Annotated in this window: 12 protein-coding genes; 6 read left to right on the forward strand and 6 right to left on the reverse strand. The window is 39.1% G+C overall.

The features are described 5' to 3' along the window. The first annotated feature begins 17 nt into the window (after window positions 1–17). On the forward strand, window positions 18–1,907 hold the full coding sequence (locus HXT53_RS04585) for an FtsK/SpoIIIE domain-containing protein (RefSeq protein ID WP_050543889.1): 1,890 nt from the start codon (window positions 18–20) through the stop codon (window positions 1,905–1,907). Window positions 1,908–2,087: 180 nt separating this feature from the next. Continuing rightward, window positions 2,088–2,360 carry a WhiB family transcriptional regulator gene (locus tag HXT53_RS04590; protein ID WP_004113182.1) on the forward strand — a complete coding sequence of 91 codons (273 nt, stop codon included), beginning with the start codon at window positions 2,088–2,090 and terminating at the stop codon, window positions 2,358–2,360. Between the two features lie 7 nt (window positions 2,361–2,367). On the opposite strand, the gene HXT53_RS04595 is transcribed toward HXT53_RS04590, so the two are convergent. Beyond that, window positions 2,368–3,852 carry a sensor histidine kinase gene (locus tag HXT53_RS04595; RefSeq protein ID WP_032837358.1) on the reverse strand — a complete coding sequence of 495 codons (1,485 nt, stop codon included), beginning with the start codon at window positions 3,850–3,852 and terminating at the stop codon, window positions 2,368–2,370. Window positions 3,853–4,174: 322 nt separating this feature from the next. Between HXT53_RS04595 and HXT53_RS04600 the strand changes: the two genes are divergently transcribed. Next, on the forward strand, window positions 4,175–4,441 hold the full coding sequence (locus tag HXT53_RS04600) for a type II toxin-antitoxin system HicA family toxin (protein WP_004113190.1): 267 nt from the start codon (window positions 4,175–4,177) through the stop codon (window positions 4,439–4,441). Next, entirely contained in the window at window positions 4,435–4,833 is a 399-nt protein-coding gene (locus tag HXT53_RS04605) for a type II toxin-antitoxin system HicB family antitoxin (RefSeq protein ID WP_009993678.1), read from the forward strand. The genes HXT53_RS04600 and HXT53_RS04605 overlap by 7 nt, the downstream gene beginning before the upstream one ends. Before the next feature lie 29 nt (window positions 4,834–4,862). On the opposite strand, the gene HXT53_RS04610 is transcribed toward HXT53_RS04605, so the two are convergent. Continuing rightward, window positions 4,863–5,471, reverse strand: a complete 609-nt coding sequence (locus HXT53_RS04610; protein WP_004114816.1) for a pyroglutamyl-peptidase I — start codon at window positions 5,469–5,471, stop codon at window positions 4,863–4,865. A 325-nt stretch (window positions 5,472–5,796) separates the two neighbouring features. Here HXT53_RS04610 and nox point away from each other — a divergent pair, with 325 nt between their 5' ends. Both nox and HXT53_RS04620 read left to right on the forward strand, forming a co-directional pair. Next, window positions 5,797–7,137, forward strand: a complete 1,341-nt coding sequence (gene nox, locus HXT53_RS04615; RefSeq protein WP_020759471.1) for a H2O-forming NADH oxidase — start codon at window positions 5,797–5,799, stop codon at window positions 7,135–7,137. Window positions 7,138–7,318: 181 nt separating this feature from the next. After that, a complete protein-coding gene (locus HXT53_RS04620; RefSeq protein WP_020759472.1) occupies window positions 7,319–8,449 on the forward strand; it encodes a 4-hydroxybutyrate dehydrogenase in 1,131 nt (376 codons plus the stop codon). 162 nt (window positions 8,450–8,611) lie between these two features. On the opposite strand, the gene HXT53_RS04625 is transcribed toward HXT53_RS04620, so the two are convergent. The 4 genes from HXT53_RS04625 to HXT53_RS04640 all read right to left on the reverse strand — a co-directional run bounded on the left by HXT53_RS04625 (window position 8,612) and on the right by HXT53_RS04640 (window position 13,999). After that, window positions 8,612–9,265 carry a TenA family protein gene (locus HXT53_RS04625; protein ID WP_020759473.1) on the reverse strand — a complete coding sequence of 218 codons (654 nt, stop codon included), beginning with the start codon at window positions 9,263–9,265 and terminating at the stop codon, window positions 8,612–8,614. A 300-nt stretch (window positions 9,266–9,565) separates the two neighbouring features. Next, complete coding sequence (locus HXT53_RS04630; RefSeq protein ID WP_032840951.1) at window positions 9,566–11,644, reverse strand: YhgE/Pip domain-containing protein; 2,079 nt, start codon at window positions 11,642–11,644, stop codon at window positions 9,566–9,568. Next, complete coding sequence (locus HXT53_RS04635) at window positions 11,634–12,401, reverse strand: ATP-binding cassette domain-containing protein (protein ID WP_020759475.1); 768 nt, start codon at window positions 12,399–12,401, stop codon at window positions 11,634–11,636. Before HXT53_RS04635 ends, HXT53_RS04630 begins: the two co-directional genes overlap by 11 nt. A 635-nt stretch (window positions 12,402–13,036) precedes the next feature. Further along, window positions 13,037–13,999: a 2-keto-3-deoxygluconate permease gene (locus HXT53_RS04640; RefSeq protein WP_020759478.1), complete on the reverse strand. Its 963-nt coding sequence runs from the start codon at window positions 13,997–13,999 to the stop codon at window positions 13,037–13,039. Between the last annotated feature and the right edge of the window lie 11 nt (window positions 14,000–14,010).

The following is a 14,010-nucleotide window of genomic DNA, read 5'->3' on the forward strand; positions in this document are numbered from 1 at the left end:
ACAAACTGTAAAAACTCATGCATGATTGCGTTATGGAACATAAGGAATGTAAAAACTACAGAAACTATGAAAACAACGCGATCTGTAATAAAAACGCATCCTCAAAATCAATGTTTTGGATGCAGATTATAGCTAATATTGTGCCGATTTTTGCCAATATTGCTCTAGCAATAATGGCGTGCTTGCAAAAAAGTTGGATGATGTTAGCTATGGTCGTCCCAAGCATAATGATGTATATTGCTTGCTTAATACCACAGATTATTCAATACAATGTGAATAAGAAAAGTGATAACAAAAACGAAAATAATATTAAAAAACATGTTGAAACACAATTTTCTAAAAGGATAAGTCGCCAGCATGTTCAAGGTGTTCCGAATACGCTTGTTCCAATAAATTTAGAAGCAATACTGATAAATAATGCGAATCAAATAAGCAGCATAAGTAATTCTAAAAATATAGTAAATCATGCTACTCCTCCATGGAAAAATGTTGTTTACTCTTGGCTAAAATCTTCCAATGAGTCAAATAAAAAACTCGTAGCACCAATCGGTATAAGCGAAAACGGATATTTTTGTTTAGATCTTATTAGAAACGGACCACACGCTCTTGTAGCAGGTACAACAGGCTCAGGCAAATCTGTGTTACTAACATCATGGTGTTTGGCTTTAGCATTCAACTACTCCCCCAAATCTTTGCAATTTGTTTTTATGGATTTTAAGGGTGGAGCCACATTTGACGCTCTTTCCACACTCCCACACAGCATTGGGAATGTAGGAGATCTAAACCTTCAACATGCAGTAAGAGCACTTAAAGGCTTAGAAAAAGAATTAGATAGAAGAGAAAGATTAGTAGCATGCCAAGGATGCCATGATATTAATCAAGTAAAACCATACCAGCCTTCACTGGCTATTGTTATAGACGAATTTCACGCATTAAAAAATCAATTGCCAGACTACATGAATCGTCTTATACGAATAGCATCAGTTGGAAGATCCTTAGGAATGCACCTTATAGCATGTACACAGAATCCAATGGCACAAGTAAATGCAGACATGAAAGCAAATATGTCTATAAACATATGTTTAAGAGTTAGAGATGCAATGCAATCTCATGAATTATTAGGATCATCTTGTGCAGCGAGCATAAATCCAAACAATCCTGGAGCAGCATACTGCAACACTGGAGATGGAATAATAGCATTACAATGCTCACAAAGCAGAAACAAAGATTCTCTTATACAAGCAATAAAATTAGCTGGAAAATTCTACTACTATAATCAGCCTAAACAACTATTCAGTGCTCCATTACCAAGATATTTAGGTTATTCAACAATCAAAAATTATTGCAATAATACTTTTTGCAACAATAAATCTTCTAGGTTTAATTCTGACTTTAGCTATGACTTAAGTAAAGAAGATGGATTGTTAATAGGCTTAAAAGACGATGGCATTAATTTAAGCGAGGCAATTCTACCTACAAATCTGGGAAATATCGCAATTATTGGAGGAAATAAGAGAGGAAAAACTAATCTTATAAACGTAATTTCTAAAGCTATAAAATCAAGAAACACATACAACAATTCGCAAAATATTTATATTTTAGACAATGCAGACTCACTGCTAGAACCTTTTAGTAGCGACACAAAGTCTCAAGAATTTCAAAGTAAACTAGTCAATCCAAAAATAACTGTAATTTTCTGCGCACAAAATGCAAGGCATATTCGCATACCAGAACAAGCGCCAGTAAGAATAATATTCCCAACAGGAGATGCTGGAACAGATACAATGCTTGGAATACCATCAGACTTGCTAAAAACTCTTAATGTAGATGATTATCAAACTCCAGGAAGATGTGTAATGGTAATTCCTGGAAGTGCTAATCTATTGCAGATTTTAAGTTTTACATAAAGTTTTACATAAAAAAGATATTTTAAATTATTCAAAAAATTAAAAAATAAAAAATTCTTAAAAAAGTCTTGAAAAAAAGTTATATTCATGGTTTCCTTGAGTGCGGATAGTTTTTAAAAACAAAGTTTAATAATAGTTTTAACCAGCGTAAGCTACGTTTTTTAAAGGGGATATTTATTTATGAGCAGCGCATTTGATTGGCGTTCAAAAGCAGCATGCAGAGACAAAGATCCTGAGCTTTTCTTCCCAGTAGGAAGTAACAGTGCATCTAATCAGCAGGTTGAGGAAGCCAAAGCAGTGTGCAGAACTTGTAACGTTGCAGACAATTGCCTAAGATGCGCGCTTGAAACAAGCCAAGATTACGGCGTATGGGGTGGTCTTAGTGAAGATGAACGACGATCACTAAAACGCAGGGCTATACGTGCAAGAAGAAACCAAAATGCAGAACTGTAATCTACATCTACTCCACTCCTGGAACTCGTAGCTTAATGTCGAGAAGAACACGAGTTCCACCTTCTCTACGTTGCTCCCATTTAACTGTTCCGCCAAAGTCGTTAGTAACAAAAGTATTGATTAACTGAGTGCCTAACCCAGATCCAGAAGACTTAGCCATACCGTGCAAAGACTCACTTTCAATACCCTCTCCATCATCTTCGACGACGATACTCAGATTATCCCCACCTCTACCAACAGAAATCTTAATATGTCCTTCACTAACTCCCTCAAAACCATGCTCTACTGCGTTAGTCACAAGTTCTGTTAAAACAAGAGAAAGAGGAGTTGCATCTTGTGCTGCCAACATGCCAAACTTGCCACAAAAATCTATCGTAATATTCTGATTTTGCGAAGCAAGCTCAATAGACATTTTAAGCAAACTAGAAATAACCTTATCAAAATCAACAACCTCATCAGCTGTTTGACTTAAACCTTCGTGGACAAGAGCAATCGTCTGAACGCGTCTTTGTGCTTCTTCTAATTCTTTACGTACTTCTGCAGACTTAGTTTTTCTAGCTTGAAGACGCAGCAAAGCAGAAACAGCTTGAAGATTATTCTTAACACGATGATGAATTTCAGAAATAGTAGCATTCTTAGTTTGAAGCTCTTTTTCCCTACGGAGAACCTCTGTAACATCACGACAAAGAACAACTGCACCCGTTCGATCATTTGGACCATACAATGGAAGCGAGCGCATAGAAACAACAGAATTATTAACTTCTAGTTCGCAATCAACATCCGCTTTACCGCTTAGTACAAGAGGCAAACTTTCAGGAACAACATCGTTTGTGTGCAACAATCTTGCTCCAAACTCGCATAGAAACTCGCCTTGCATAGTGTCTAATCCGCCTAATCTACGGAAACAGCTAATTGCGTTAGGAGAAGCATAGCGCACAACTCCGCTTTCTTCTAAAATAATAAAACCATCTGCAACTCTAGCATTGTGGCGCTGATTTAGCATTGAATCGTGGTATGGAAATTGCTCTCGCGAAATCATGTCGAACAGAGTTTTGCCAGCATTAATGCTTTCGGTCTCATACCTACCGTTTGATTCTCTTGTAGCAAGATTTGTTTCTCTAAGAACAAGACCTAACGTCTTGCCATTATGACGCACTGGGGCGTAAACATTACAAACTGTTGCTCTTCCAACAGTTCTTAATACAGAAGAGTGGAAACTTGTTTCCTTACTCATTGCTGCACTTAGTTCTTGATGCATTGATTCGTCTAGTTTTACACCTAGTAAATCTTCAGTTCTAAGTGTGATTGCTGTAGACGGACGACATTGTTCTGCTACAACGTAATCACCATTGCCGTTTTGAATAATCAAAAGCAAGTCTGCAAAACTTAAGTCTGCTATTACCTGCCAGTCTGCTACAAGGTGATGCAGCCATTCGCGATCAGACTCATCAAAATCTGGACGCGTTGCAAGAATATGAGAAAAATCAGCCATAACCACAATAATATAGCCACATGGATAAATCTAAAACTATGGAGGATTTACTCCTACCAATTACGTGGCAACAAATTACAATAACTCTTTTAATAAAATAGTCTTATAAATTTCTGTTCATAGATTTCTGTTAATAAAATAAATTTACGACTTTCCATATTTGTACGAACAAAAGTTAGTTTAAATTTGCATCGTTTCTTATATTTCACTCCAAATCATGATTTGCATAATTTCTATGCAGCAAACCGAATACATTGACACCATATGTAACACCACTTATAATTTTATAAACACCAAAAACACGCTATTAACTGGGGGTGAAATGTCGCAATGGGACAAATTACTTAAGCGAATACTTAGCTTATCTAAAGATATGAGATTTGAGGAATTGAAAAAAGTGCTAGAAGCCTACGGATATGAAATGTGCAATCCAAGAAGCGGAAGCAGTCATTATACTTTTCGCAAAAATCACGCCAACCCAATTACAATTCCTAAGCATGAACCAATCAAAAAGATATACGTAGAAATGGTGAAATCTGTAGTAGAAGCAGAAGACGAAGAAATAAAAGAGGAAAATCAAATATGGTGAAAACACTTACGAATAAAACGCTTAGCTACTACATGTCACTCCCATACAAGCTGGAGATTGTAAAAGATCCAGATGAAGGCGGATTTGTGTCCTACTACCCTGATTTGCCAGGGTGCATGAGTTCTGGAGAATCCGAACAAGAAGCAGCAGCAAATGCGCAGGATGCTAAAAAGGCTTGGCTGGAAGCCGCACTTCAAAGCAAAGTAAACATAAAAGAGCCGTCTTACCATGAGATAAATGATTATTCTGGGCAATTCAAATTGCGTCTTCCTAAAGAATTACACAGACAATTGTCTGAGCAATCTCAAGCCGAAGGCATAAGCATGAACCAGTATTGCGTTTATCTTCTTTCGCAAAACAACGCTATTGAGCGCGTGCTTGAGCGAGCATAGAAAATAAATACCTGGCTATTTGCTAGCAATCACTCGCAATCACTTGCAATCACTCGCAGTGCAATTTCAATGCCTCGAAGCATATCAGCTAAACTCATAGAACTCGTGCTCGGCTTATTGAGAACCTGCTCAGGCAAATACGGAACGTGAATGAAACCGCTCTTAATTGGCAATTTTTTAGTCTGGCAATAATGACAAACACTGTAAAGCACGTCATTACACACGTATGCGCCCGCAGAAAAAGACACAGACGCCGGCAATTTTGCTTTATTTAAAGCGTCAACTATGCTTACAACTGGCAAAGTCGCTTTATAAGCCACATCACCATCTTGCACAACAGGCTCATACCAAGGCTTATATCCACTATTATCCGGTATGCGCGCAGCTCTACAGTTAATACCAACATACTCGACATTAAAACAAGCAGAACCGCCAAATTGCCCTAACGAAAGCACAGCATTAGGATGAACTTCCTCTATTTTCTCAATAACTTTTTGCGCACCCTTGTTAAATTCCGTAGGAATCTGCAAACGAACAAGTTCCACACCCTCAGGAGCATGCACTGATTGCGCAATCTCCCACGACGGATTTATAGACTCATTATCAAACGGCGTAAAACCAGTAATCAAAATACGCATTAAAATACCCCCTCATACAACTCTCACTTATCAAACTTTATCAAAGTTTATCAAAATTTATCAAAAGACATTGCGAAACTATATATACACGAATGCACTTATATAAAACACTCACGATTCTATTACATACTTCACGTTCATAGAAAAGATTAAATCGTAATTACAACTTATACAATAATCAGAAACAACACACCTAGAATCAAAATTAGCAAGACTCGTATCAATGTAATAAGATTTAGTACCAGCGTGTAACTAACAAACAATGTGGTTAACAGCACGCATATGAAAATTAAACAGTAACATCAACGACGAAAAGAGATTACCGATGACCAAGATTATTCAGATTGGCGCAAATCATGCTGGCACTGCCTGCGCTAACACCATTTTGAGCTACCCAGGAAACGATCTTACAATTTACGATCAGAATAGCAACATTTCCTTCCTTGGCTGCGGTATGGCTTTGTGGATTGGAAAGCAGATTCAAAGCAGCGATGGACTGTTCTACCAGAAGCCAGAAGATTTCGTTAAAAAGGGCGCAAAAGTAAATCTTGAAAGCAAAGTTCTAGACATTGATTACGCAAAGAAAGAAGTTACTGTAGAGCTTAAAGACGGATCTGTTATTCACGATTCTTACGATAAACTCGTTCTAGCTACTGGCAGCCTTCCAAACAAGCCACGCATTAAGGGCATTGATTTGGAAAACGTGCAAATGGTAAAGCTTTTCCAAAATGCGCAAACTGTTATTGCTAAGCTTCAAGAGCGCGATTTTAATAACGTTGTGGTTCTTGGCGGCGGCTACATTGGCGTGGAACTTGCGGAAGCTTTTAAGCGCCTTGGCAAGAACGTGACTCTCATCGACATGGAAGACCATATTCTTAACGGCTACTTTGACCCAGAGTTTTCCGATAATTTGAAGAGAATTATGGAAGATAAGGGCATTAAGTTTGAGCTTGGTCAAGCTGTTGAAGAGATTGTTGGAGATACTGAAGTTAAGGCTGTTAAAACAAGCAAGGGCACTTACGACGCCGACATGGTGATTTGTGCTATTGGATTCCACCCAAATGTTGCTCTTGGAAAAGATCATTTGAAGCAATACGAAAACGGCGCTTTCCTAGTTGATAAAAAGCAGCAAACTTCCGACCCAGACGTGTACGCTATTGGCGATTGCGCTACAATCTACGACAACGCTCGAAGCCGCGTAAACTACATTGCGCTCGCTACTAATGCCGTTAGAAGCGGCTTGATTGCAGGCCACAACGTTTGCGGAACTCCTGTAGAAACCGAGGGCGTGCAAGGCTCTAGCGCAATGATGATTTACGACTACAAGCTTGTTTGCACTGGTTTGAGCTTAACGGCTGCTCAAAAAGAGGGCATGGACGTTGATTACGTTGATTTTGAGGATACTCAAAAGCCTGCGTTTATGGAAGTTGAGAATCCAAAAGTTAAGATTCGCATTGTTTACAAGAAGGATTCTAAGGTGATTGTTGGATGCCAATTGGCTTCTAACTACGATATGTCTGCAGCAATCCACCTGTTCTCTCTTGCTATTCAAAAGAAAGTCACGATTAAAGAGCTTGCATTGTGTGATATCTTCTTTATGCCTCACTTCAACCAGCCATACAATTACATTACGATGGCAGCTTACACGGCTTTGTTGAAGGGATGATTAGCTTCTGATTAATCTCTGCTGATTAAGTTCTGCGATTAGCTTAAATCGCGTTTATTAAACCAAGCAATTTGTTCTATAATGGAGCGGTTGCTTGGTTTTTTAATCATCCGCGCACAAATCGCGAATTAAAACGCGCATATTAGCGTAAGACGTACAAATTAAAACAAAGGAGTCTAGGATGAAGCAGCTATCTATTAAGCCAACTATTCACAAATTTGAAAATACGCGCGATTTTGCGCAAGAATTTAAGCTTGGCAAAGACGATTTGGTTATTACAAACAAGTACATTTGGGAGCCTTATTTTGGCGATTTAAATCTTGATTGTAATGTGATTTTCCAAGAAAACTACGGCAAGGGCGAGCCAAGCGACGAAATGGTTGACGCGATTGTTCGAGATATTCACACTACTCCAAGGCGCGTGATTGGCATTGGCGGCGGCACTGTTTTGGATATTTCTAAAGTTTGCGCGTTAAAGCAAACAAGCCCGCTTGAAGACTTGATTGATGGCAAGATTCCTGCGCAAAAAGGCGCAGATCTTATTCTTGTTCCAACTACTTGCGGCACTGGTTCCGAAGTTACAAACGTTGCCGTGTTCTCGCTCACAAAGCGCAACACTAAAAAGGGTTTGGCAAACGATTCTTGCTACGCTACAGACGCGGTTCTTATTCCAGAATTGTTAAAGAGCCTGCCTGATTACGTTTTTGCAACCAGCTCTATTGATGCTCTTACGCATTCTATTGAGTCTGCACTCTCCCCTATTGCAACAGAGCTTACAAAAATGTTTAGTTACAAGGCTTGCGGTCTTATTTTGCAAAGCTACATGCGAGTTGTTAAGGAAGGTAGCAGCGCTAAAGCCCAAGTTGTAAGCGACTTGGTTTCGGCAAGTCTTTACGCTGGCATTGCATTTGGTAATGCCGGATGCGGTTGCGTGCACGCTATGGCTTATCCTCTTGGCGGCACTTTCCACGTGGCTCACGGCGAGACGAACGCTGCTCTTCTTACAAGCGTTTTGCGCTACTACGCTAAGCACGAAGAGAATAGCGATAGCGCAGAAAACACTGAGCTTTCTAAGCTTTTTGACTTTATGGCAAATATTCTTGAATGCCAAAAAGCAGACGTATTAAACAATCTTGACGAAGTTCTTAACACGATTCTCCCTAAGCACAAGCTTCACGAGTATGGAATGACCAAAGACATGATTCGCGATTGGGCTTCAAGCGTTGTTAAAGAGCAGCAGCGACTTCTAAAGAACTCGTACATGCATATGAGCGAAGATGCTATTGCCGAAGTCTACGCATCTACTTTCTAATATATAGTTAACAGTGAGATTTTCAATTATTAACGAAAATTTCTCATCTTCTCAAAAATAGACCCTACAAATCTTGTAGGGTCTATTTTTATTCTCACAGCTTGCTTACTTCGTTAAATTTCCATCCGTTAGATTTCCATCCGTTCGTTAGAATGCTGTTCGTTAGATTGCCGCAGGAGTCTCATACGAATTATCGAAGAACATGCGCTCCAGCTTTACTGCACGCGCAAAATATTCTCGAGCAATATCAGCATCCTTAGGACCAATACGATCCAACTCATCACGCAAGAACCCTACAAACTTGTGGAATCCTTCATAATCATGCAGGTCGATCCACTGGTAATGAACCTTGCGTTCAGGACGCTTACCTTCAGCGTTTGATGCCCACGTAAGATATATCCATTCCGTAACGTTTAACACGGCTAGCACGGCAGCATAATGTCCACTGTGAGCCGCGTCTAAAAACATATTTTTAAATTCGCGAGTTGCTTCAGTGTCTGGAATTTTATTGCGGAAAGATTCAGGAGTATTAAATTCGTTAAACGCATCCACAAAATACGTATTCTCATCTCCCGCTACCTCACCAATATATTTCGAAAACACGAGACGAGAATCAAGTGTGTCTGCTGTCGTAACTGCAGCACCAAGCAGAGCCAAGAAACTATCTAAAAATCGGTAGTCTTGAATTAAATATCCAGCTAATACAGCATCAGGAATAGTGCCCTCAACTAACTCGTTAACAAAACGATGATGAATAGCAGCATCCCATGTTTCGATATTCTCATTTTTTAATTCGTCGGTAAATCGTGCAGTCATTGACACGTCCTTTCCCTCTGTAACTCATATAAGCCCTTAGGTAGATTAATATAATTGCGCATAGTTGCGTTAGCCATACCAGTTACGTCATATACGGTTCACATATAGTCGTATAGTTATGCACAACCGAGCACTGCTCGTACACCTATCTGAACAACTACGCTAGTATGAACAATATCATAAGTAGTCATACTTAACTTGGGTACAAATTTGAGCAGCACTCGGTTGCAATTTTTATATTATGGTAACTTCAGTAACTTCAGCAATCACAGTAATTACTCCCTACTCATTGTCGTATTCTCATGCCTCCAATGTAATTACTGGATGCAAATCAAACATAGTAACTGTGCGCTTTACACAATCAACAATGCTTGTTATTGCAATCGCAATAATGCCAAATATTACAAGAATTCCAATGCTGGAGGTTATTGCTCCACTGTTCCTTCCAGCCATAGCTTGACGAAGCCCAAGAATCGAGTACGTCATAGGCAAGTATGGGTGAACTGCTCTAAAGAACGATGGCGTCATTTGCACTGGGAATGTTCCTGCAGAGCTAGTTATTTGCAACATAAGCAGCACAATCGCAACAATTCTTCCTGGAATCTTAAACACTGCCATAATCATTTGCATTATAGCCATAAAGATTATTGACGCTATAATCCCCAGTGCGTAGAATGCAGCAACATTGTCAATCTGCAACTTCAACGCTCCGTGCACAACGCCCATAAGAATTACAGCTTGCACAATGCCCATAAGCACAAACGGCGTAAAACTAATAAGCGCACTTTTAAGCGGATTCATGCCATTAAGAATTGCTCGCCTATCCATAACTCTCAAAACAAAGGTTGCCATAAGAGCACCAACCCAAAGGCCGATGGAAATAAAGTAAGGAGCAAAACCAGTTCCATAATTTTCAACGTGCGAATACTCGTGTTCTTCCAAGGAAACTGGCGCGCTCATCATCTTGCTTTTTTGCTTAATATTGTTGATTTTTCCAGACTTTTGAGCATTTTTAAGCCCGTCATGCAACTTTTTAGCTCCATCAACAAGCTTTGGAGTATTTTCCGAAAGCTTTTTAGCACCGGAATTAAGCTGATCAGAACCGTTCACTATTTTCGCTGAACCTTGAGCTGCTGCATTCACACCATTATTTAGTTTCTCGCTACCGTTACTTACTTGAGCCAAACCTTCAGCAAGACTATTCGCTCCAGCAGCAAGTTTATTTGAGCCAGTATTAACAGCCTCAAAACCTTGAGATATTGCGTCAGCGCCGCCCTTTATTTGCAAGCTTCCATCAGAAAGCTTGTCTGCTCCAGCGCTTAAAGCAGAAAGATTTGTTTCGAGAAGATTAGAATTTTCACCTAATCCTTCTGCCAAACTTTGCAAATTAGCAAGCACGTCTTCTTTTGTTACTGCTGGGTTTTGCGCTTGCATAAGAAGACCCGCAAGTTTCGTTTTAGTTTCAGCATTTCCAGCTTTAACATGTTCTTCTAATTCGTTGCTTGAAGCTGCAAGCTTTTGAGCTCCTTCATAGAATTCGTCTGTTGCAGCCGATAACCTTTGCGTTCCTTCGCTTAACTGTTGAGCTCCGTTTGCTAAATCTTGCGTTTTTTGTGCAAGATATTGTGCTCCTTCTTTGCTGCGAGCATTGGCTTCAGTTAGCGTATTCGCTCCTTTTTGAAGCTCCCCTAATCCGCCTTGCAATTTTCTAAGCGAAGCAGAAAGTTTATTCGACCCATCTGCAAGCTTATTTATTCCGCCTTGCAAAGACTTTGATCCTTCATGCAATGCTCCAGCACCGTTTGCAGCAGCACCAAGGGAATCAGAAGCTGAGTTAACTTTCGCAAACATGTGCTCCCAATACTCTTGCGCAATAGCTTCACTTATTTCGCTGCGTATAGTGCGGAAAGCGGTCTTACCAATCTGAGATGCCAGCAGATTACTTGCCTGATCGTATTTTACGTGAAGCTTTGCTTTAGTAGGAGTATCGTATTGCGCAGAAGCAATGCACTTACTGAATGAAGCTGGAATAGTTGCTACCATAAAATAATCGCCATTTTTAATGCCTTTGTTTGCTTTAGCACTATCTACAAAGTTCCACTGGAAGCCTTCGCTTCCATCTTTTTGATTCCTTAAGCGAGTTTTAATCTCGTTTCCAATGTTACGCATTTTGCCGTTTATTATTGCACCGCTATCTTCCACAACAACTGCGACTGGAACCGTATCTAGAGTTTTGTAAGGATTTGTAAAAGCCCATAAATACAAAGACCCATATAAAAGTGGGATTAAGGCTACTGTTCCAATAACAAGTTTTCGAGCTTTACCTTTTATAGCATTATTTAACTCACGGAACGCAAGAACAATAGTATTAACGCGCATTGTTTTCACCACCATTTGCTTCACTTGTAGCAAGTTGAGAATCAATATGAGAATTTTCTACTTCCCCATGATTTGGGCTTAGTCTTAAAACTTGATCTGCTTGCTTTTCTAACTCACTTTGCAAAACTCCCACACAGCACGAGCAGTAGTTTTTACTAACGTATTCGCGAATGTCTGCAAGCAAGCATTCACTTTGCTCACTTGTAAGCTCAGTTTCTACGCCGTCTACAAAAAGAATCCACGGCTTTTTTAGCAAAGCAAGTGCGATTCCCAATCTCATTCGCTCACATGGCGTTAAATCACCAATAGCAGTTTCTCTAGGAGATAATACTTTCCAATATGCTAATAGGTTATACGCGTATTGTTGTAGAGCTTCGCGATTTTTAACATTATTCTTGTATTGTTCGCGAAATAGCGGAGATGCGCTAGCAAGTTTTAGCTCGCTCATAAGCGCTTCTTCTATTGTTTGAGTGTTGTAGAATTCGTTAATTCCGTTGAATAATCCCAATCCCACATATTTACGTGATTCTTTAAAATCGTTAGGAAGAGTTGCATCCGCAATTGTAAGAGTTCCGTTCGTAAATTTCATATAACCAGACAGTGCAAGTAGCAAAGCTGATTTTCCAGAGCCGTGTTCTCCAGATATTGCTACAACTTCGTGTGGCTTAACTTTTAGTGACACATTCCAAAATGGAGATTTTCTAAATTTTTTTAATCCTAATTCTTTCGCTTCTATAAGCGTTTGTTCTTCTTGCATAATTTACATGCGGCGAAATAAGCATTTGAAGCGAAACTGTACTGCACGCTTCTATTGCAATCGTCGAGCATTCCTCCTTTTACTCTTTAATCGTGGATTTTTAATTTTCAATTTTCAATTTTTTGGTTTTATTTTGATTTTTTTGATTTTTTTGATTCTTCTAACTTCAGACTCAATATTTAATTCTGATATCGCCTATAATGATTTTGGCGACTACCTCATATTGCCATGTTGCAACAAAATGTTATAAGTCAAGAGACCAATTATTGACGTCAATCTCCTGAAAGTACTTTCATGGTACTCTTCAAGGTGAACAAATACTAACTTATTCTTAAACATTTTGTTCATTTGTCTATATTTTAGACATAAAAATACGCTATATATAACAAAATCTCACATTTTTGATTAAATCATGTTACTTCCAAATATCATAAATAATCTTAAATCTATTTATGAAAGTTAAACCACTTGAGACGAATGCTGGCTTTTCTAAATCACCATTGGCAAGCTTTAGTGTTGTTTACGTTTTTCTAAAACCAATCGCAATAGTAATTCAGCCCCACAAATTTTATTTTGCAGGGCTGAACTAGTTATTTTATTTATTATCTATTTTTTATTTATTTATTATCTATTGATTACTTGCTAGATTTTTTAGCAAATTTTTTACTCACTAGTGCAGTTAACCATGGCGTAGCCAAAGCAGTAATAATTACTGCAGCAGCAATTTGAGGAGTTGCTATTAATGCGGCTTTTGCCAAATTTGGATCTATAGCCATCATTGCAGCTGGTGTTGCAACAGCACTTGCTGCAGTACTACTTATTGCAGCTCCAGCAATACCAGAGCCCCTAGTTAAGAAGCGATCTGCTAATACTGTAAATACAAATCCAGAAAGCACTATAATGCCAAGCAGCACACCAGAAAGTCCGCCTTCAACCAGTTGAGCAAAGTTCATGTTTGCTCCTAGAACAAAGCCCAGAATCATGGTTATAGGAATTATGCCATTAACCAGTTGCTTCTTCATGTAAGGGAAACAATTTCCTAGAATCATTCCTAAAACAAGAGGCAAAATTGATCCAACAATCTGCCAGAATGGTATTACGGCTTGCCCAGAAGAGTTCATAACAATCATTGTTACTGTTGGACCAACGCTTATGGTTGTCATAGCAACAGCTCCACGATCTACTTCAGTGCCATTGTTTGCTGTAATACCAGAATAAAGCGCATTATTAGCTACAGTCATTGCGCCCAAAATAGATAACATTGACAATCCAAGTAGATTATTGTTGCAGAACTTGGAAACAAGCAGAGCAATAACAATAGCAGTTAGGATCTTAACGCTAATAATCACAGCACCGCGCCACAAAGCTTTAGGAGCGTTCTTGAATGAAAGACTTGCTCCAATGCAAAGCATGAATGCGCCGACTAAAGGACCAGTTCCGTTAATTACAGCTGTTGTAAAACCACCTATTTTTAAGGTTGCTGGGAAACATGAGTTTACCAAGCATCCTATAAATAGAGGAACAACGATTGTAGCTCCTGGAATTTTTATTTTCTTTAAGTCTATTTTTGTGATTTGGCTTTTTAGGTTTGCGAACATGATTTTCTCCG

The sequence above is a fragment of the Gardnerella sp. KA00390 genome, assembly GCF_049244075.1.
Taxonomy (GTDB): Bacteria; Actinomycetota; Actinomycetes; order Actinomycetales; family Bifidobacteriaceae; genus Bifidobacterium; species Bifidobacterium vaginale.

Bases quoted from the DNA above. Each gene is read 5' to 3' on its own strand.
- HXT53_RS04585 (WP_050543889.1), top strand. From the start codon at position 18: ATGCATGATTGCGTTATGGAACATAAGGAATGTAAAAACTACAGAAAC.
- HXT53_RS04590 (WP_004113182.1), top strand. From the start codon at position 2,088: ATGAGCAGCGCATTTGATTGGCGTTCAAAAGCAGCATGCAGAGACAAA.
- HXT53_RS04595 (WP_032837358.1), bottom strand. From the start codon at position 3,852: ATGGCTGATTTTTCTCATATTCTTGCAACGCGTCCAGATTTTGATGAG.
- HXT53_RS04600 (WP_004113190.1), top strand. From the start codon at position 4,175: ATGTCGCAATGGGACAAATTACTTAAGCGAATACTTAGCTTATCTAAA.
- HXT53_RS04605 (WP_009993678.1), top strand. From the start codon at position 4,435: ATGGTGAAAACACTTACGAATAAAACGCTTAGCTACTACATGTCACTC.
- HXT53_RS04610 (WP_004114816.1), bottom strand. From the start codon at position 5,471: ATGCGTATTTTGATTACTGGTTTTACGCCGTTTGATAATGAGTCTATA.
- nox (WP_020759471.1), top strand. From the start codon at position 5,797: ATGACCAAGATTATTCAGATTGGCGCAAATCATGCTGGCACTGCCTGC.
- HXT53_RS04620 (WP_020759472.1), top strand. From the start codon at position 7,319: ATGAAGCAGCTATCTATTAAGCCAACTATTCACAAATTTGAAAATACG.
- HXT53_RS04625 (WP_020759473.1), bottom strand. From the start codon at position 9,265: ATGACTGCACGATTTACCGACGAATTAAAAAATGAGAATATCGAAACA.
- HXT53_RS04630 (WP_032840951.1), bottom strand. From the start codon at position 11,644: ATGCGCGTTAATACTATTGTTCTTGCGTTCCGTGAGTTAAATAATGCT.
- HXT53_RS04635 (WP_020759475.1), bottom strand. From the start codon at position 12,401: ATGCAAGAAGAACAAACGCTTATAGAAGCGAAAGAATTAGGATTAAAA.
- HXT53_RS04640 (WP_020759478.1), bottom strand. From the start codon at position 13,999: ATGTTCGCAAACCTAAAAAGCCAAATCACAAAAATAGACTTAAAGAAA.